This is a genomic window from Cupriavidus sp. H19C3 (assembly GCF_049393815.1).
Taxonomy (GTDB): Bacteria; Pseudomonadota; Gammaproteobacteria; order Burkholderiales; family Burkholderiaceae; genus Cupriavidus.
Map to the genome: position 1 here is coordinate 1297458 of NZ_CP184985.1, position 18225 is coordinate 1315682.

Annotated in this window: 17 protein-coding genes; 5 read left to right on the plus strand and 12 right to left on the minus strand. The window is 66.8% G+C overall.

Annotated features, from left to right (window positions below; translation table 11 throughout):
• Nucleotides 1–31: 31 nt before the first annotated feature.
• From DFLDMN_RS05920 to DFLDMN_RS05945, 6 genes are all read right to left on the minus strand, one after another.
• Complete coding sequence (locus DFLDMN_RS05920; RefSeq protein WP_423197544.1) at nt 32–286, minus strand: RNA recognition motif domain-containing protein; 255 nt, start codon at nt 284–286, stop codon at nt 32–34.
• 92 nt (nt 287–378) lie between these two features.
• A complete protein-coding gene (locus DFLDMN_RS05925) occupies nt 379–750 on the minus strand; it encodes a response regulator transcription factor (RefSeq protein ID WP_423197545.1) in 372 nt (123 codons plus the stop codon).
• A 70-nt stretch (nt 751–820) separates the two neighbouring features.
• Nucleotides 821–1483, minus strand: a complete 663-nt coding sequence (locus DFLDMN_RS05930) for a response regulator transcription factor (RefSeq protein WP_423197546.1) — start codon at nt 1481–1483, stop codon at nt 821–823.
• Nucleotides 1480–2385, minus strand: a complete 906-nt coding sequence (locus DFLDMN_RS05935) for a sensor histidine kinase (protein WP_423197547.1) — start codon at nt 2383–2385, stop codon at nt 1480–1482. The genes DFLDMN_RS05930 and DFLDMN_RS05935 overlap by 4 nt, the downstream gene beginning before the upstream one ends.
• Before the next feature lie 622 nt (nt 2386–3007).
• Nucleotides 3008–3922: a DUF2950 domain-containing protein gene (locus DFLDMN_RS05940; protein WP_423197548.1), complete on the minus strand. Its 915-nt coding sequence runs from the start codon at nt 3920–3922 to the stop codon at nt 3008–3010.
• Between the two features lie 198 nt (nt 3923–4120).
• The gene (locus DFLDMN_RS05945) at nt 4121–5542 is read right to left on the minus strand and encodes a DUF3300 domain-containing protein (protein WP_423197549.1); all 1422 of its coding nucleotides are present in this window, start codon (nt 5540–5542) and stop codon (nt 4121–4123) included.
• Between the two features lie 262 nt (nt 5543–5804).
• Here DFLDMN_RS05945 and DFLDMN_RS05950 point away from each other — a divergent pair, with 262 nt between their 5' ends.
• The 3 genes from DFLDMN_RS05950 (at nt 5805) to aspT (ending at nt 9788) form a co-directional block, all read left to right on the plus strand.
• Complete coding sequence (locus DFLDMN_RS05950; RefSeq protein ID WP_423197550.1) at nt 5805–6224, plus strand: hypothetical protein; 420 nt, start codon at nt 5805–5807, stop codon at nt 6222–6224.
• A 142-nt stretch (nt 6225–6366) separates the two neighbouring features.
• Nucleotides 6367–7983 (plus strand): bifunctional aspartate transaminase/aspartate 4-decarboxylase, encoded by a 1617-nt coding sequence (locus DFLDMN_RS05955; RefSeq protein WP_423197551.1) that lies wholly within the window; start codon nt 6367–6369, stop codon nt 7981–7983.
• Nucleotides 7984–8099: 116 nt separating this feature from the next.
• Nucleotides 8100–9788, plus strand: a complete 1689-nt coding sequence (gene aspT, locus DFLDMN_RS05960; RefSeq protein WP_423197552.1) for an aspartate-alanine antiporter family protein — start codon at nt 8100–8102, stop codon at nt 9786–9788.
• Between the two features lie 9 nt (nt 9789–9797).
• Here aspT and DFLDMN_RS05965 read toward each other — a convergent pair whose 3' ends face one another.
• Nucleotides 9798–10061 carry a hypothetical protein gene (locus DFLDMN_RS05965; protein ID WP_423197553.1) on the minus strand — a complete coding sequence of 88 codons (264 nt, stop codon included), beginning with the start codon at nt 10059–10061 and terminating at the stop codon, nt 9798–9800.
• 275 nt (nt 10062–10336) lie between these two features.
• Nucleotides 10337–10669, minus strand: coding sequence for a hypothetical protein (locus DFLDMN_RS05970; RefSeq protein WP_423197555.1), 333 nt, complete (start codon nt 10667–10669; stop codon nt 10337–10339).
• A gap of 183 nt (nt 10670–10852) precedes the next feature.
• Between DFLDMN_RS05970 and DFLDMN_RS05975 the strand changes: the two genes are divergently transcribed.
• Nucleotides 10853–11380: a flavodoxin family protein gene (locus DFLDMN_RS05975; protein ID WP_423197556.1), complete on the plus strand. Its 528-nt coding sequence runs from the start codon at nt 10853–10855 to the stop codon at nt 11378–11380.
• A gap of 213 nt (nt 11381–11593) precedes the next feature.
• Here the strand turns inward: DFLDMN_RS05975 and DFLDMN_RS05980 are convergent, their stop codons facing one another.
• From DFLDMN_RS05980 to DFLDMN_RS05995, 4 genes are read right to left on the minus strand one after another with little or no spacing between them, the layout of a single operon-like run.
• The gene (locus tag DFLDMN_RS05980) at nt 11594–13066 is read right to left on the minus strand and encodes an efflux transporter outer membrane subunit (RefSeq protein ID WP_423197557.1); all 1473 of its coding nucleotides are present in this window, start codon (nt 13064–13066) and stop codon (nt 11594–11596) included.
• On the minus strand, nt 13063–14154 hold the full coding sequence (locus DFLDMN_RS05985; protein WP_423197558.1) for an HlyD family secretion protein: 1092 nt from the start codon (nt 14152–14154) through the stop codon (nt 13063–13065). The genes DFLDMN_RS05980 and DFLDMN_RS05985 overlap by 4 nt, the downstream gene beginning before the upstream one ends.
• Nucleotides 14151–14849, minus strand: coding sequence for an ABC transporter ATP-binding protein (locus DFLDMN_RS05990; RefSeq protein ID WP_423197559.1), 699 nt, complete (start codon nt 14847–14849; stop codon nt 14151–14153). Before DFLDMN_RS05990 ends, DFLDMN_RS05985 begins: the two co-directional genes overlap by 4 nt.
• A gap of 2 nt (nt 14850–14851) precedes the next feature.
• Nucleotides 14852–15988 carry an ABC transporter permease gene (locus tag DFLDMN_RS05995; protein ID WP_423198335.1) on the minus strand — a complete coding sequence of 379 codons (1137 nt, stop codon included), beginning with the start codon at nt 15986–15988 and terminating at the stop codon, nt 14852–14854.
• A gap of 253 nt (nt 15989–16241) precedes the next feature.
• Here DFLDMN_RS05995 and DFLDMN_RS06000 point away from each other — a divergent pair, with 253 nt between their 5' ends.
• Entirely contained in the window at nt 16242–18185 is a 1944-nt protein-coding gene (locus tag DFLDMN_RS06000; RefSeq protein WP_423197560.1) for a glycerophosphodiester phosphodiesterase family protein, read from the plus strand.
• The last annotated feature ends 40 nt before the right edge of the window (nt 18186–18225 follow it).

Consider the following 18225-nt stretch of genomic DNA (forward strand, 5'->3'; position numbering starts at 1 on the left):
CCGATGGCCGGTCGCGGCATCGTGCACGCGACTACTGGAATCGCTCCCTGAGGACCAATGCGTTGAGCTTGTGGCCATGCCAGAACACGCCGTGGATACGCGGCTGCAACGCCTGCAGACGGCCGATATCGAGCGCGTGGAACGTGAGCGTGACGGCCGGTCGCGTGCCATCGCCCTCCTGGCGTTCGATCTCGTCGTAGGGCGGGAAGCCATAACGGCTCAGGAATTCCCGGATCTGTTCTTCCGTGGTATCGGGATGCAAGTTGGAAAGCATCAGCAGCGCCATGACCATTCCTTCGCTCGACTCTGATAAGAGTGTGTCTCCTCGCGCGCAAATGGCAATTGGACCAAGGACCAAAGGCGCGTGCGCGAGGCGTCCTACGCGATCACGCTGCGCACCAGGTCGACCAGGTACGCGGTATTGAACGGCTTGCGCAGATAGCCGATGGCACCGGCGGAAAGCGCCTTGTCGCGCGCTTCGGGCACATCGTGGGCGGTCATGAAGATGATGGGGATACGCGTGTCGGCCAGGCGGCGCTGCATCTCCAGGCCGTCGGGATCGGGCATGCACACGTCGAGAATGACGCAGCCCGGCCGGTACCACGGCTGCATCTGCATTTTCTGCAGCAGGGCGTTGCCCGTGGTGAAGGTGTCGACCTTCAGGCCCGCCGCGCGCAGCACGCGCGAGATTGCGCGCGCGACCGACTCGTCGTCGTCGACGACCGCCGCAAATTGTCCGCTGGATGCCATAGGAACGCCCAAGAAGCACGACCACCGACCGGCCGGGAGCGGCCAGCGTGGAACGCATCATGTGCCAAGGCTACGAAACCTGCGGAGCTCCCGATATTGGACGTTGGGCCAGCGCCGCGCCGCCGCACGCGAGGCCGGCCTGATCGGCGATGCGTACCAGCGCCGGCAACGAATCGACTTCGAGCTTCTGCATCACATGGGCGCGATGCACCTTGATGGTCTTTTCCACGGTGCCGAGTTCGCTGGCGACCTGCTTGTTGCGTCGGCCCGTTACGATCCAGGCCAGTACCTCGCGCTCACGCGGCGTCAGGCGATCGAGCTTCTGTCGCAGCGCCTTCATCTCCCTCGTGCGTGCAAACCATGCCGTCGCGGCCTCGCAGGCGCGGGCAATCGCGGGCAGCAACGCGTCGCCGGCCACGGGCTTTTGCAGGAAGTCGATGGCACCGGCCTGCATCGCCACCACGGCCTTGGCCACGTCGGCATGTCCGGTCAGGATGATCACGGGGATGCGCGCACTGACCAGCTTCTGCAATGCCATGCCGTCCATGTCCGGCATCAGGATATCGAGCACCAGGCAGGCCGGGCCCTTGTCGAGATCCACTTCGTCGAGAAAGCGCGCGGCGGACTCGAACGCGACGGCATGGTAGCCATGGGCGCCCAGCATGCGCACAAGCGCGCGGCGCACGCTCTCGTCGTCGTCAACGATATACAGGCTCGGTTGCGGTGCAGTCATGAGGTTCTCCGGTTGGGCGCCAGCGCGGACACCACGGCGCGCGGGCCGACGCCGCTCACGCGATGGAGCGCGCGCACCGGCGCTTCCGCGCGGTCCATGCGCAGCCGCAGCTCGAACGTCATGCCAGGGGCGCCCTCGTTGCGGATGGCGCGCAGACGGCCGCCGTTGCGTTCGGCCAGGGCCCGGCTGAACGACAGTCCGAGGCCCATGTTCTTGGGCTTGGAGGAGACGAACGGCTCGAAGATGCGCTGCAGGTTGCCAGCCTCCACGCCGCACCCGTTGTCGCGGACGGCCAGCACGAGCTCGTCGTCCTGCCGCTCGACCCGAATAAAGATGCGGCGCTCGCCGCGCGGCCGCACCGATTCCACCGCCTCGATGGCATTCAGCAACAGGTTGAACAGCACCAGCTGGATCTCCAGCGGGTCCCCCACCGCGGCGGGGAGGCCGCGCGGCACCTGCCGATGGAGCTCGACGCCACGCCCGTCCGCGTTGTCTCCGACGCGCCCGATCACCTCGCGAACGACATCGTCCACCTGGAACAGTACCGGCGCGGGCGCGTGACCGAGGACCAGCGCGCGCACGCTGCGGACGATCTCGCTGGCGCGCGAGGCGTCGCTGACGATATCGTTGAGCGTCGACACCATCTCGGCGATATCGAGCGGCTCCTTCGTCAGGTATTGCCGCGCCGCCTGGGCATTGCTGGTGATCGCCGTAAGTGGCTGGTTCAATTCATGCGCAAGCGAGCCGGCGAGCGGCCCGACCTCCGGTCCCAGCCCATGCACAAGCCGCTCGCCCGGCACGCGCCCGGCATTGCCGGCGCGTGCCAGCGCGCGCACGGCGAGCGTGGCCGCCAGCACGCCCAGCAGCACCCCGGACATGTTGAAGCGAAGGCGTATCGTCATGGCCGATGCCCCCCCGGCCCGGCCGCGCGCACGTGCCGTGGCTGTCGCGGCAGGCCGGACAATGTCACCAACGGTATGCACGATGGACAGCAAACGGTGGGGCCGCCACGCGAATGCGCGGCATGGGCATTGAGGACCGGCGTGCGCCGGCGGACGAGTACCAGATGAGGCATGAGACATCCCTGTTGGCTGCGGGGGACGTCCCGGGGTTGGCCAGCCGCACTGGGCAGGATGGACACGCGTCATCCTGCGAATCGCTCGCCTCTGGTCCCTTGTCTACCCCTGCGACCGCGCCATTTTTCTTGGTCGAACGGCTGCGCCAGCTCGGGCACACCCCGCCAGCGTCTGCTATTGCTGCCTCTGTTACCAACCTGTCGCTTATGTCGTCTTAAAAATTGCTGATATCACGTTAGGTCGCAAACATGACGAGTTCAATAAATTGTTTTAGAGAAATCCGATAGTGAAATACGAATATTTTTTATCGCGCGCGAAGCGCGCGGACGCTTGACGACGCAAGCGTTTGCAGCGGAGCGTGCAAAGCGGCATCGGCGGTGCATCGGCGAGCCATTGTGACGCCGGTACCACCGTCACACCCATGAGGATGCCATGGATGGTGATACCGTCAGGGTGATACCGGCTCCCACCCCGGCACAGGGTCGAAACTCTGGATCGCGGCCGCACGCGTCGCGGTCTGCGGCCCGAGGTCGCGCTCATAGACCTGGCCCTGGTGATTGACCATAAAGCTCTTGATGCCGGTCTCGCCATATTGCACGGGCCACGCCAGCACCGCAAAGCCGCCGAACAGCTCGCCATTGACCAGATAACCATATTTGCCGCCGGGCGCGGCATCCCCCTGCGACGTCAGCAGCCGGTAGCGGTAACCGTGATAGCCGGTCTGGCGCTGGCCGGCCCCGGCGGCGCGCAGAAACGCGGGTCCAAGCGGACTTGGCGGATCGCCCTCGGCGGTAGGCCAGTACAGGCCGTCGCGCTTGCCGGGCGAGCTGATCAGCTTGCGCGCGTACACCAGCATGCCATTGCCGTCGTGATCCTGGAGCGCATATTCGCGCTGCGCGTCGCAGACTGCGAGCATGGTCTCGATGGTGGCCCGCTCGTTGCGGCCAATCCGGCGCAAGCGCATTTCCGTGAGTCCCGCCGCCAGATCGAAACGCCAGCCGCCCTGGGCGCGCACCAGCGGGATAGGCAGGGTCCATCCCTCGTTGCCGACGACGATATGCGCGGTCCGGTCGTCCTGAGGCTGCACGGCATGGTGCTGGCTCCAGGCGGCGAGGAAGCGATAGCGCAGATCGGCCCCCAAGGGCGGGATCACGCGCCGCGCATCCCGGCCGAGCATGCGCTCCGTCGCGGCATCGTCGCTGCTGGCGATGGCGTCGCCAAACGCCACCATGGCCTGCTCGGGTGTGCGGAACACCTGCTGCGCGCGGGCGTCGGCAGGCAAGCCGCCATACCCGGCGCACGCGGCAGCCATCAGTGCGGTGGCCATCATGCGCGCATGCCATCGACTCATCGCTGCGGGCATGGCCGGCTCCTTCCAGACAAGATTGAGATTGAGATGCGAATGCACATACCAATACAAATGAACATGCGAGTTGGCGCCGGCGGGACCTGTATCGCGATGGGGATCGCTACCCGTGGCACCACCGACTCCGACGGGTACGCCACGCCATGACACGCGGCGGCGTTAGCGGCGGCGTCAGCGGCGGCGTTAGCGGCGGCGTCAGCGGCGGCCGCCCCCGCGTCCCCCGCCGCCGCGTGCGCCGCCGCCCCCTCCGCCGAAGCTGCGCCCTCCCTGTTGCCCGCCCCCATACGCCGCGCCACCCCTGCCGCCGGCACCGGCGCCAGCGGCGCTGGCCCGCCCACGGTCGAGGTCGCGCTGTGCACCGCTGCCACTGCCGACGCCCTGGAAGGCGCTGTCGCGCCCCCCAACGGTGCCACCACCAGCGCCACCACCGTAGCTGGTCTGGCGCGTGCCACGATCGGCGGCGCCCGCGCGGCCCGTTTCGCCACCGCGCGTGGCGCCACGCTCGCCGCCACGCGCGGCCGACCGATCGCCGGCCCGGTCGCCCGATCTGTCACCACTCCTGTCAGTGGCCCGGTCTCCCGCGCGATCTCCGGCTCTGTCACCCGTCCTGTCGCCGGACCTCCCTGCCCTGTCGCCACGATCGCCTCCACGCTCGCCGGCGTTTTCGCGCCCCCGGTACGCATCGCGCCGGTCCGCCCCCGCGCTGCCCTGGCCGAACTTCTCGCGCGTGGCGTTATCGCGATATGCCACGCCCTTGCGATGGCTCGCGTCGTGTTTCCAGCGATTGCCGCCTTCGACTTTGGTACGGTCAAAATTGCGGTCGATATTGGTGGCGCGGTTGATGTCGATGTTGACGTCGCCCCCGCCCCAGTTGCAGTTGGAGAAGATCGCGCCGGCGGCGGCGAGTCCCACCCCCCAGGCAAAGCCCGTCATCAGCGCCGCGCCCGGCACATAGCCGGGATAGTAGGCCGGGTACGGCGGCCAGTAGTACGGCGGATAGGTCGGGTAGGTCCAGCTGCCGTAGACCACCGCGGGGTTATAGGCGGGCACGTAGATGACTTGCGGGTTGGCCGGCTCGATGCGCACGACGGTCTGCGTGCTGCCCGCCGCGGCCGGCTCGACGATCACCTTCTGCTGCTCGGTGGTGGCCAGGTTGCCGGCCTCGCGCGCCTTGGCGCGCAGCCGCTGCACCGCCGCCAGCACGTCTTTCTCCTGCGCGAGGAATGCATCGCCCAGCTTCTGCGTCCAGTCGAGCTTGTCGTTCATCGGCTCCAGGATCTGCGGAAAGGCCACCAGCGATTTCACGCTCACGTCCCACGGCTGGTCCTGCACGGCCTTGACCGCCGCATCGCCCTTGGCGTTGGGATTGGCCTTGACCCAGCGCGCGGCCTGCACGATCTCGAGCGGATAGGTCGAGGCCATCAGCACCTGCGCGAGTACCGAATCCGGATAGAGCGCGATGGGCGCGACCAGCGCCTCGATCGCTTCGGGCGAGAAGGTCGGCGGCGCCGCCGCCTTGTCCTGCGCGGATGCCGGAGCGATGGCGAGGCACAGGCCCGCGCACAGGGCGACGCAGATACGCGCCCCTAGCGTGGACCATGCCGCTGACCATGCCATGGAACATGCCGCGAACCATGCAGCAGAGCACACCGCGTCCCGCCCGCTCGCGCGGTTCCCGGCGCGCCTCCGCTGGCAAATCCTACCCGTTCCATCGCTGCAGAGCGTCATCGCGCGCCTCCCGGGGCAAGCGGCAGCCACGGTGCCATCACCGTTCTGCTGCTCTTATAGGTGAGGCCCGCAGCGCGGGCAATGGAACCTTGGTCCAATACCGCACGCCCGCATGCCGCACCTATGCTGACGACGACCCTCTCATGACGCCATGACCCATATCTCGTCCAGCGATCCCTCCGCCCAAGCGGATGTCCCGCCCGCCACGTATATCGAACAGGCCTGCCAGTACTGCGCGCGCCGCACGCGCCTGCCCGGCGTGGCGCAGCCTTACCTGGCCGCGACGCTGGACTGGCGCCAGGAGCGCTACTACTACGTGTTCGGCCACGACCGCAAGAACACGCCGCGCCTGATCGAGGTATTCCATGCCGGCACCGGCGGCGCGCTGGAGCCGGTGGCCGCTTTCCGTTATCCGCCCGCGCTGGCGCAGCTGTTTCCGCTCGACATGGCCGCGCTCTATCACGCCAGTCCCTGGGGCACCACACCGCCGAGCATCAACGTTACGCAGCTGGCCGACGCCTTGCGCGAGATGCTGCGCGACGGCCGCAGCCGCGGCATGCGCCACGCCTAGTGTGCCGCCGTAGTTCTTTGGGCCAATTGAGCATCGCACCGTCTGCACCTACGGTGATTATCGGGACGCCCGCGCGCCACCGCGCGCCGCCGTTGCCGTCCATATCCTTCGTCACGCTGCATCATCTCCGGGAGACGCGTCAATGAATACCAGGGATACGTCAAAGCTTGCCGGCCTGTCGCCGTTCGAACTGAAGGACGAGCTCATCAAGCTCGCGGGCAGCGTCACCAACCGCATCATGCTCAATGCCGGGCGCGGCAATCCCAACTTCCTGGCCACCGTGCCGCGCCATGGCTTCTGGCAGCTCGGACTGTTCGCGATGATCGAGTCGGAGCGCTCGTTCTCCTATCTCGCCGAAGGCGTCGGCGGCTTTCCCCGCCGCGGCGGCATCGAGGAACGCTTCGACCTGTTCGCACGGCAACACCAGGACACCCCCGGCGTGAAATTCCTGTCCGGCGCGGTGTCGTTCGTGCGCGACCAGCTCGGGCTCAGCGCCGGCGACTTTCTCTACGAAATGTGCGAAGGCATCCTCGCGTGCAACTATCCCGTGCCGGACCGCATGCTGCGGGTCAGCGAAAAGATCGTCAAGCAGTACATCCGGCGCGAGATGATCGGCACGCACCCGTTCCAGGGCGACTTCGACCTGTTCGCCGTCGAGGGCGGCACCGCGGCCATGACGTACCTGTTCCATTCGATGCGCGTCAACCATCTGCTCCGGCCCGGCGACACCATCGCGCTGGGCAAGCCGATCTTCACGCCCTACATCGAGATCCCGGAGCTCGAGGAATTCAATCTCGAGGAGCTGGCGATCAATGCCGATCCGGCAAACGGGTGGCAATACCCCAATGCCGAGCTGGACAAGCTGCGCGATCCCAAGGTCAAGGCCTTCTTCGTGGTGAACCCAAGCAACCCGCCTTCGGTCCGCATGAGCGACGAGAGTCTCGAGTACCTCGCCACCATCGTGAAGGAGCGCCCCGACCTGATCATCCTGACCGACGACGTCTACGGTACCTTCGCCGACAATTTCGTCTCGCTCTTTGCCATGTGCCCGCGCAACACCATCCTGGTGTACTCGTACTCCAAGTACTTTGGCGCCACCGGCTGGCGTCTCGGTGTGATCGCCACCCACAAGTCCAACCTGCTCGACGAGCAGCTCGCCAGGCTGCCCAAGGAGGAGTGCGCGAGCCTCGACCGCCGCTATTCGTCGATCACCACGGAACCGCGCAAGCTGCCGTTTATCGATCGCCTGGTGGCCGACAGCCGCACGGTTGCGCTCAATCACACCGCCGGTCTGTCCACGCCGCAGCAGGTGCAGATGGTGCTGTTCTCCCTGTTCTCGCTGATGGACGCGGCGGACAGCTACAAGTGCGCGATGAAGCGGCTGATCCGCAGCCGCAAGGCGGCGCTGTACCGCGGCATGGGTGCCACACCGCAGGCAGTCGATGCCAATGTGGTCGACTACTACACGCTGCTCGACGTCGAACAGATGAGCCGCGAGGTCGGCCCCGAGTTCGTCGCCTGGCTGCTCGCCACGGTCAAGCCCCACGAACTGCTGTTCCGGCTCGCCGAGGAAGCCGGCGTGGTCCTGCTGCCCGGCGGTGGCTTTGGCACGCAGCATCCGTCGGGCCGGGTCTCGCTGGCCAACCTCAATGAAGAGGACTACGTCAAGATCGGGCGCTCGGTGCGCAAGCTGCGCGACGAATACCTGGAGCGCTACCGCGAGTCCAACGGCAAGGATCAGAAAGCGAAGAAGAAGTGAAGATCGCGGCCGCACGGTTGGCATGCAGGCGGCCGCGGGGGTGATATCGCCCCGTTCGATCCGATTCACGCCATTCACGCCATTCACGCCATCGACGGCATGGAAGGGAGGCAGCCATGACCTGGTTCGTTGCCACGCTCAAGGCGTATCCGGAAATCGCCATTTTTCTCGCATTGGGAATTGGCTACTGGGTCGGCGGCAAGAGCTTCAAGGGCTTCAGCCTCGGCGCGGTCACGTCCACCTTGCTGGTGGCAATCGCGATCGGCATCCTGGGCGTCAAGATCTCCGCCAACGTCAAATCGGTCTTCTTCCTCATGTTCCTGTTTGCGGTGGGATACGGGGTGGGGCCGCAGTTCGTGCGCGGCATTGCCAAGGACGGCGTGCCGCAGGCCATCTTTGCCGTGGTGCAGGCCGTGTTATCGCTGGCGGCTGCGGTCGGCGCGGCGATGCTGGCGGGCTACGACGTGGGTTCAGCCGCCGGCCTGTTCGCGGGTTCACAGACGATCTCCGCATCGATGGGGCTGGCCACCGACGCCATCAACCGGCTTGGCCTCGGGCCCGAGCAGACCCAGCCGCTGCTCGACGCCATGCCGATCGCCTACGCCGTCACCTACATCTTCGGCACGGTCGGCTCGGCGATCATCCTGGCACAGATCGGGCCCAAGCTGCTCGGCATCGACCTCGTCGCGGCCTGCAAGGACTATGAGCGGATCCTGGGCGCCGGCACCACTGGCGAGCAAGGCATCGAATGGCACGAGTTCGAGTTGCGCGCATATTCCCTGGCACCTGACAGCCCGTTCGCGGGCAAGACCGTGGGCGAACTGGAGGGCAGTACGAGGGAAGGCGTGCGCGCGTTTATCGAGCGCATCCGCCGTGGCAACGAGATCATCGAGGCCGATATCGATACCGTGCTGCAGGCTGGCGACGTGGTAGCCATCGGCGCCAAGCGCGATCAGTTGATTGCGCGCCTTGGTCCCAGCGGCCGTGAGGTCGAGGATGCCGAACTGCTGCGCGTACCGACCGAGGGTGTCGACATTTACGTCACCAACAAGGCCGTCGACGGCAAGACCCTGACCGAACTGGCACGCTGGCCCGGCGCGCGCGGCGTGTTCCTGAAAAAGATCAAGCGGGGGCCGACCGAGACCGTGATTCCCGTGCTGCCCAGGACGCAGCTGTATCGCGGTGACGTGATCACGGTGGTGGGCCGCACGCAGGACATCAATGCAACGGCCCGGCAGGTCGGCTATATCGATCGTCCGACCACCGTCACCGATGTCGCGTTCGTGTCGCTCGCCATCACCATCGGCGCGCTGATCGGCGCCATCGTCATCAACGTGGGCGGTATTCCGCTGACGGTCTCTACGGCGGGCGGCGCGCTGATCGCCGGCATCCTCTTCGGCTGGTACCGCGCCATCCGGCCCACCTTTGGCCGCATTCCGGAGCCTACCCTGTGGTTCATGAACTCCGTCGGCCTCAACGTCTTTATCGCGGTGGTCGGCATCTCGGCCGGGCCGGGCTTTATCGCCGGCCTGCAGAAACTCGGCGTCAGCCTGTTCCTGTGGGGCGTGGTGGCTACCAGCCTTCCGCTGATCGTCGGCATGTTCCTCGCCAAGTACGTGTTCCGCTTCCACCCTGCGCTGGTGCTGGGCGTCTGCGCGGGCGCGCGTACCACCACGGCGGCGCTCGGCATGATCTGCGAAGCGGCCCGAAGCCAGGTTCCCGGGCTGGGGTACACGGTGACCTACGCAGTCGGCAATACCCTGTTGACGATCTGGGGCATGGTCATGGTGATGATCCTGGCCTGAGCGCTGGGATCAGGCGCGGGCCCCCCGCGCCTCGCGCTGCCGCGCCTTGCGGGCCTCGATCATGCCGCGGATATTGAGCGCGGCCAGCGCGAACTGCAGGACCACCAGTGCATAGCCGCCGGTGTGGAGCCCCCAGGCGACCCACAGCGCGTTACTGGCAAGGAAAATCCAGAACCCGAGCTTGCGGCGACCCGCGCCGCGCGATCCCACCAGCCACGTGGCCAGCACGGTGACGGCCATCGCCGGCCATTGCATGAGGTCGAGCCAGTCCAAGGTCTCCTCCTGTGGCGGTGTTGCCCGACGGGCAAGTCGGGAAGAGTGTCGCCAATCCCGGATGGAAGGGATATCGGCCGGCCGCCTACAGGATGTTACGAACCCGGATGTGAATGATCGGAGACGTCGAATCAGACAAACGCTGACACCGCCGGCCCCGTCGACGTCATATCGTGAATGCGGGAATTGACCCCTCCCGAAATCATCACCCCTGCTCCGAACCCGCCGTTCCCCGACCGCGGGTTCTTTTTTTGCCTGGCACGCTTCAGCCGACGCTATTTCGGCTGCGCCTGCCCGCCAGCCTTGCCGCTCTTCGCCACGTCGTCGGGCTGCGGACGCTCGTCCGGAAACTTCTGCGGCGGATTGGCGTGCGCCGCGTTCGAGCGCGTGCCCTCCGTATAGGGATCGAACTTGCCACTTCGCTGTGCGCCGGACGCCTGGCCGGTCTTGTCGGCCGGCGCCTTGCCATTCTTCTTGCTGGCGGACTGGGCATGCGCACCGCCATACAGGTCGCCACCCTCCGTGTAGTTCTTCTGCGCGCTGGCCGGCGCGGCGGCAATCGCCATCGCGGTGGCGGCGAAAACGCCAATCATTTGCATGGTCTTCATGATCATTCCTCTCGGACACCCATGGAAAAAGCGACAACGACAATCGCTGCATGGAGTCTAGAGTCGGCATCGATTCGCCGATTGATGCAGGTCAACGGGTATGGCCGTACAGCGCCTAGCTTGAATGCACGCGGCGCGCACGCGCCTCCATCTGGCATATGCGCCGATGATCAGGAGTCAGCCATGACGGATCTTGCACTCTTCTACTATTCCCGCACGGGCGTCACGCGACAGGCCGCCCAGACGCTTGCCGGCATTCTCGACTGCCCGCTGTTCGAAGTGGCCGACGCCGACAGTCGTGCGGGCTTCCTCGGCGATCTGCGCTGCGTGATGGACAACCTGCTCGGCCGCAAGGTGCCGTATCGCTACGTCGGGCCGCCACTGTCGGCCTGTGGCCCGGCCGTGGTGATGGCGCCGGTGTGGGTTGGCCGGCTGGCCGCGCCGATGCGCAGCTTTCTCGCGGATCAGGGCCCGCAGCCTCATGGCGTGGCGGCCATCACGGTCATGGCGGGCCGGGGCGGCTTTCGTGCCGCCGAAGAAGTCGGCACCCTCACCGGCCATCCGCCGCACCCGGTGCTCGTGCTGCTGCAGCGCGAAATCGTCGATGGCGAGGCCAATCCGGACCTCAAGGCATTTGCCGAGACCCTGCGGCATCCGCAGACCGACACCGGACAAGCGCGCCCCGCCTGGCTATCGCCCAACGAGGCGTAGCGTGGCGAGCGATGTCGGCAGGTGGGCTGTCGGGGGGGTGGTCGGTCGATGGCCGGCCGGTTGTCGTCGGGTTGTCGTCGGGTTGTCGTCGGGTTGTCGTCGGGTTGTCGTCGGGTTGTCGTCGGGTCGTCGGTGGGTCGACGGCGGGAATCCAGGGCGGCCAGCGCCATCGGTGGTCGACCGACCGGCGCCAACGGCCGCGGCATTGCGCCATTACCGGTCGGCAACCGGCGCCACTTCCGCCACGCCCTCCCAATCGCCGCCGAGTGCAAGGAACAATGCCACCGTATCCTGCAGGCGCTGCGTACGCGCCTGCAGATAGCCGATGCTTGCCTGTTCGTACTGGGCATTGGCCACCAGCACCTGCAGATAGCTGGCCGTGCCCGCCTGGTAGCCGGCGCGCAACTCGTCCATCAGTTCGCGCGCGGCCTGCCGCGCCCGCGCCTGCGCCTCGACGACCAGCGCATCGTGTTCGAGCGCGCGCATGGCATCGGCCACCTGGGCAAACGCGGCCAGCACCACCTGCCGATAGCCGGCCTCGGCCGCGGCCAGCCGCGCCAGCGCCGCCTCGCGCCCGTAGTACAGCGTGCCGCCCTGGAACAGCGGCGCGGTCACGCCCGCCGCCACGCCCCACACGCCGCTGCCGGCCTGGAACAGTGCCGCCGGATTGCGCCCTTCGCGGCCATAGCTCGCGCTCAGCGCGATGCCCGGCAACATCGCCGCGGTCGCCACGCCCACCTCGGCCGAGGCCACATGCAGCTCCGCCTCGGCCACGAGCACATCGGGCCGGCGCCGCACGAGCGCCGACGGCAATACCCGTGGCAGATCGACCGGTAGCGTGATCTCGTCGAGCGACAGCACCAGCGGCGCCGCCTCCGCCGGAAAGCGCCCGGCCAGCGTCGCGCCAAGATGATCGGCCTGGTCCATGCGTTGCGCCAGCGGGGGCAACGTCGCTTCCAGCGTACCAAGCTGCGTCAGCAGGCTCAGTTCGCTGGCATGGGTGACGGTACCCGCATCGACCTGCGCGCGCGTGATCGCGATCTGGTCCCGCACAACACCCAGCAGTTCCTCGGTGGCGGCCATCTGCGCCGCATAGCCGGCCCGCGCAATCGCGGTATTGACCAGCGTACCGGTCAGCGTCAGCCACGTCGCCCCGAGCGTGTACCGCTGTGCGTCGGCCTGCGCCGCCAGCGACTCGACCGCACGGCGATTGCCACCGAAGATATCGAGCGCATAGCTGACAGTGGCGCCAAGCGTGAACACCGTGAAAATGCTTGCCGGCACCTCGCTGCCAAAGCGCGCGGGCGTGGCCGTCTGCCGTGCCGCCTGGGCCTGCGCCGCCACCTGCGGATAGAACACGCCCGCGCCGGCACGTACCGCCGCGCTGGCCTGCCGCAGGTTGGCCTGTGCCGCCTGCACGCTCGGATTGCCCGCCAGCGCCGCGTCCATGGCTTCGTCCAGTTCGGCGCTGCCGAAGCGGCGCCACCAGGCCGGCCATGCCGTGGCCTGCGCAAAGCGCTGGGCCTGGCCATCCGCCACCGGGGTCGTATCCGCTTCTCCGCCGCGCAGGTAGCCAGACACCTGTGGCGCGGGCGGCCGCACGAAGTCCGGCCCGACCGCGCATCCCGCCAGCAGACCCGCCAGGGCCAGGGCCATCGCGATACGCGTGCGCGTCAACGCGGTCATGACGCACCGCCGAGGTACACGTCCACCAACTGGCCCGGATAGATCGGCGGCTGTTGCGGCCGCTGGAAGCGGAAGATGACTGGCAACACGCGTACGTCGACCCGCTCGGTACGCTGGTCCGAAAGCTGGATCTTGGGCGTCAGGTAAGGCTGCACGCGGACGAATTCGAGCGGAACGCTGATGTCCGTGCCGCGCACGAACATCCTGGCAGGCATCGACGGTCCGGGTGCGAGTCGATGGACCAGGATCTCGTCGACATAGACGCGCACGGCCAGGCGATCCTGTCGCGTGCTCATGACCACCGTCGGCATATTGCCCTGCGTGTAGGTGCTATAGGTGCCTTGCGGCGACACATAGGCGCCCATCGACGTGTTGACCGCCATCACGATGCCGTCCACGGGAGCCCGCACCACATACTTCTGCAGCAATGCCTCGGCGGCTGCCGCCGCTCGCCGCAGCGCATCGCGCTGCTTCTCCTGGTTGCGGATATCGAACGACCAGGCCCCTGCGCGCGTCAGCGCGAGCTGCCGGCGCGCCACGTTCACGTTGCTGCGCGCCACCGCGACCGCATTGGCGGCGTTGTCGAGCGCGTCCTGGCTGACCGAGCGCGCATCGAGCTGCGACGATCGCCTGAGCTTGGCATACTGGTCCTCTACCGTCTTCAGGCCGGCGCCGGCCGCGTCCGCCTGTGCCTGCGCGACCTCCAGCGTCTCCTTGCGCGGCAGCGCGCGTAGCTGCGCCAGCTGCGCATCGGCGGCGTCGGCCTGGGCGGCCTGCTGCGCCGCCAGCGCGCGCTGCACCGAATCCTCGACCACGAGCAGTTCGTCGCCCTGCCTTACCACCTGCCCTTCGCGCGCCGATACCCGCACCACGGTGCCGGTCACCTCGGGATAGACATTGACGTTGGCACCGCTATCCTGGTCGCTCTCGACGATGCCGTTGGCATAGATGCCGCTGCGATAGGGGTTCGAGGCCGGCTGGTACACCGGCGGCAGCGGCGGCCGGCGGTAGGCAAACCACACTGCCGCCGCCACCCCGATGGCCAGGCCGGCGCCCGACAGCACGAACAGCCAGCGGATATTCTTCATGCCGCCTCCGCGCGCACGGTGGCCTTGAGGTGGCCATCTTCCATGTTGATGATTCGCGTGGCCATGTCGAAGATGCGCGCGTCGTGCGTGACCACCACGATGCAGCGCCGCTCGGTGAGGAGCGTGTCGCGAATAAAGGTCATGATCGTGCGTCCGGTATCGCCGTCGAGCGACGCGGTCGGTTCGTCGAGAATGAGGATGTCCGGCTGCGTCACGATCGCGCGCGCAATCGCCACGCGCTGCTGCTCGCCCCCGCTGAGCTTGACCGGCGGCAGATCGGCGCGGCTCTCCAGCCCCACGATGGCCAGGTACCGGCGTGCACTGGCCATGGCGTCGTCCCAGTCATGACGCCGCAGGATCAGCGGAATGGCCACGTTCTCCAGCGTGGTCAGGCGCGGAAACAGGTGGAAGTCCTGGAACACGAAGCCGATCTTCTGCAGCCGGAACGTGGCCAGTGCATCGTCGTCGAGGCCCCAGACGTCGGTCTCGCCAATGCGGACATGACCGGCGTCGGGCCGCAGGATGCCGGACAGCACGCTGAGCAGCGTCGTCTTGCCACTGCCGGACGGCCCCACGATAAACAACATCTCGCCCAGATAGGCGTCGACGCTGACATCGCGCAGCGCGTGGGTGCGCGCCTCGCCCTCGCCGAACCACTTCTCGATACCCCGCGCGGAGATGGCGACCGCCGGCACGTTCAGCCCCTGAAGATATCGAACGGCTCGATGCGCAACACCTTGCGCACGCCGATATAGCCCGACATGGCCGCGATCACCACCACCATCACCAGCGCCAGGCCGAGATTGGCATAGGTGATCATGGCCGCGTAGTCCGGCAGGCGCAGCCGCGCGGCGGCGATCAGCAACGCGCATAGCCCCACGCCAAGCCCGTATCCGGTAAGCGCCACGAATGCGGCCTGGAACAGGATCATGGCCACCAGCTCGTGGCCCTTGGCGCCGATGGCCTTGAGCGCACCAAATTTCTCCAGGTTCTCGACGATAAAGGTGTAGAAGGTCTGCCCCGAGATCGAGAGGCCGACAATAAAGCTGATGACCGTCATCAGCAGGATGTTGGTGCCGAGTCCGGTCTCGTACTTGTAGAACGCCGAGATGCGCTGGATAAACTGCTGGCTGGTCAGGGCGCGGTAGCCCAGCCGGCTGACGGCCGCCTGGATCCGCGCCACATCGGCGGGCGTCTTGGGTTCGACCAGGATGTAGGACACCGTATAGCGCGCGGTGGGCAGGTACTGCACCGCGCGCCGGTAGGTCGTATAGAGCGTCGGCACGCCGAACAGCCCGCTGGTGGGCACCTCCGCGATACCGACGATCACGCCGCGATGGTCGTTGATCTCGAAGTCGGTGCCGAGATCGGGATTCTCCAGCTTGCGAAACTCGGCGTCCTTGACCACCAGGAACGCATTCTCGGCAAAGATATCCTCGATCCGGCCGCGGATGACATGGGGCCGGCCAAACAGGCTGGTATCGTCAATGCCGACCACCGTGACCGGTTGATAGGTGCCGCTCTTGAGGCGCACCAGCGCCCCACCGGAAAACAGCGGCACCGCGAACCGCACCCCGTCGATGCTGCGCACGGCGTCGAGCACGTAGTCCGGCATGCCGATGGTATTGGCCACCGTATTGACGGCGGGGTCCATGACCCAGATGCTCGCCCCCACATTGAAGACCGACGAGGACGCACGATTCAGCACACCGGCAAACAGCGACGTCATCTCGATCATCAGGAATACCGCGAACGTAATCCCGACCAGCAGGCCGCTGAACTTGGCCCGGTCGTTGACCAGCAGCTTGTAGGCAAGCAACAGGATGCCCGGCATCGCGCGCCGACGCGGCGCATGCGGGGCGGATGCCAGCGGCTCCATGAACGCACTCCATATCAATAGGCACAGGCTAGGTCATGGGTTGCGACGTGGCTTGGGATAGATCAAGGAATCGGGTATCGCCGCGGCGGACGGCGCAAGCAGGTGTCGTCTGCGTGCGACACCCCACGACGATGGCAGCGCGCAACCGCATGCACTCTGATACGGTCGTTCCGTCATCGTTGACGCGACCGCACACGGGCACCTCGTCATGCACAAGAAAATCGAAAAGCCGCAAATGTCCGGCCCGGCACAACAGTCCGCGGCCAGCCAGTCCACCACGCGGCACGACGCCCTGCGCATTGCCGACGAGCGCCCCGCGGCCGTCGCCCAGCGTCGCATACAGACCCTCGCCGATGCCAGCGCCGCGTCCTCGCGCATGCGCGCCTGGCAATCGCAATCCGATGCCGGCACCGGCACGGTGCAGCGGCACGCCACCGCCGCGCCGTCCGGCCCCGGTGTGCGTGGCACGACCGTACGCCAGGCCCACGGCCCGCGCCCTGTCGTGCAGCGTAAGGAAGACCTCTACGACGACCACGAACTCGCGGCCAACCGGGACCAGAAGCAGGCCGAGGGGATTGCCGATACCAAGCTCGATGCGCCGCTCAAGCATCAGCGCTATCGCAAGCTCAACCGCATTGCCGGCGAACTCGACCGGCGTTCCGCCGCGCCGCACATCGGGCCAGTGGTGAGCGGGCTCAAGGGGTTCTTTGGCTATATCGAGAGCAAGGCCGATCTGGTCGCCACGACACCGCCCGAGAACACGGAGATCCACGACCGCTCACTGGCGGCGGTGCAGGACGCCGCGGCCAGCGGCACGGCGACCACTGCCGAAAATTTCGAAACCTACAGCATGCTAGGGCCGCTCGACTACTGGCTCCATAACCAGGCCAGCTCCGCCGATATCGCGACCGAACTCCACAAACTGCGGCTGAAGATGGCGGAACGCCCCGGTGTCAGCATCGTCGCGCACCGCGGCGGCGGCCCGACCAACCGCACGCGCGGCGGCCTGATCAAGGACACCGACTCACGCCGGCTGAACCGCCCCGCGGAGAACTCCAAGGCCGCGTTCGATGCGGCCTACGCCGAAACCACCCGCGACGCCACGCCGCGTCTCGACGGCATCGAATGCGACGTGTACCTGTCCCGCGACCACGTGCCGATGGTCAGTCACGACGGCAATATCCGCGAGCAGCTCTCCACCGCCCGTCGAACGTTGCATGCGGCGCTGGTCGGCGACGAGCGGCACCCGGCGTACGTCGGCGACCTTGACGCGGCCCAGTTGCAGACGGTCCAGCGGACCGATAGCCCCGACAGCGCCTTTATTACTCTCGACGGCCTGCTGAACGCATCGGTGGCCGTGGCCACCACCTACTACACCGCCACCGGCCACCCGCTGCGCATCGAAGTCGAAATGAAGGGGCGTCCGAAGAACAGCCGTGATCCCGTCGCCGTGGCGGCGTATGAGAAGACCATCGATAGCGCCGTGGGCAAAAGCATCAGCCGCTTCAAGAAGGCGCATCCGCAGCCGTATTGGGAAATCATTCTCTTCAACAACCTCGGCACGCGCGCGAGCGATTTCGATGCCATCCGCAAGCGCAAATCGCGGCTGGGACATCTCTATACCGGACTGGGCTCGAATAACCCCGACACCGGCCGCAGCGTCAACGCCGACGAACTGCGCATGGCGGCCTCCACGGCCAACCTTACCGCCATGAAGGACGTGGACGACATGATCGTCACCTACGTGCCTGGCGCCGAACGTCCGTACGACACACCCAAGGCCCAATATGGCAAGCTCGCCTTCGACCCCGGGCAGAAGAAGACCTACAAGGACGGGGTCAACCGCGACATGCAGGACACCACCGGCGAGCAGGCCACACTGATCAAGCAGATCCTGCGGGAGACGCGCGATAGCCGCAACGTTCACCTGCTGACCGACATCCCCGCCAACGCGCCAAAGTACAAGCAGTACCAGCAGGGTACGCGCGACGCGGCGGTCCTGGCCGCGTCACTGAACACCAAGGCGAGACCGCAGATGCATCAGCAATGGAGAACGCTCAACACCACGCAAAAGGCTGATGTCAAGGCGTTGGTCCTCGCCGAACGCGACAAGTATCCGGAGGTCCTGCGCCATATCTTCAGCGGCCTGTAGCCGGCGGCCCTGGTGATGCCGCGGCGGCCTGTTGCCGCAG

What these genes read in the sequence shown, in the direction of transcription:
- DFLDMN_RS06000 (WP_423197560.1), top strand. Translation starts at nt 16,242, where the DNA reads ATGCACAAGAAAATCGAAAAGCCGCAAATGTCCGGCCCGGCACAACAG.
- DFLDMN_RS05930 (WP_423197546.1), bottom strand. Translation starts at nt 1,483, where the DNA reads ATGACTGCACCGCAACCGAGCCTGTATATCGTTGACGACGACGAGAGC.
- DFLDMN_RS05995 (WP_423198335.1), bottom strand. Translation starts at nt 15,988, where the DNA reads ATGCCGGGCATCCTGTTGCTTGCCTACAAGCTGCTGGTCAACGACCGG.
- DFLDMN_RS05970 (WP_423197555.1), bottom strand. Translation starts at nt 10,669, where the DNA reads ATGAAGACCATGCAAATGATTGGCGTTTTCGCCGCCACCGCGATGGCG.
- DFLDMN_RS05920 (WP_423197544.1), bottom strand. Translation starts at nt 286, where the DNA reads ATGGCGCTGCTGATGCTTTCCAACTTGCATCCCGATACCACGGAAGAA.
- DFLDMN_RS05935 (WP_423197547.1), bottom strand. Translation starts at nt 2,385, where the DNA reads ATGACGATACGCCTTCGCTTCAACATGTCCGGGGTGCTGCTGGGCGTG.
- DFLDMN_RS05955 (WP_423197551.1), top strand. Translation starts at nt 6,367, where the DNA reads ATGAATACCAGGGATACGTCAAAGCTTGCCGGCCTGTCGCCGTTCGAA.
- DFLDMN_RS05945 (WP_423197549.1), bottom strand. Translation starts at nt 5,542, where the DNA reads ATGGCATGGTCAGCGGCATGGTCCACGCTAGGGGCGCGTATCTGCGTC.
- DFLDMN_RS05940 (WP_423197548.1), bottom strand. Translation starts at nt 3,922, where the DNA reads ATGCCCGCAGCGATGAGTCGATGGCATGCGCGCATGATGGCCACCGCA.
- DFLDMN_RS05975 (WP_423197556.1), top strand. Translation starts at nt 10,853, where the DNA reads ATGACGGATCTTGCACTCTTCTACTATTCCCGCACGGGCGTCACGCGA.
- DFLDMN_RS05950 (WP_423197550.1), top strand. Translation starts at nt 5,805, where the DNA reads ATGACCCATATCTCGTCCAGCGATCCCTCCGCCCAAGCGGATGTCCCG.
- aspT (WP_423197552.1), top strand. Translation starts at nt 8,100, where the DNA reads ATGACCTGGTTCGTTGCCACGCTCAAGGCGTATCCGGAAATCGCCATT.
- DFLDMN_RS05985 (WP_423197558.1), bottom strand. Translation starts at nt 14,154, where the DNA reads ATGAAGAATATCCGCTGGCTGTTCGTGCTGTCGGGCGCCGGCCTGGCC.
- DFLDMN_RS05980 (WP_423197557.1), bottom strand. Translation starts at nt 13,066, where the DNA reads ATGACCGCGTTGACGCGCACGCGTATCGCGATGGCCCTGGCCCTGGCG.
- DFLDMN_RS05925 (WP_423197545.1), bottom strand. Translation starts at nt 750, where the DNA reads ATGGCATCCAGCGGACAATTTGCGGCGGTCGTCGACGACGACGAGTCG.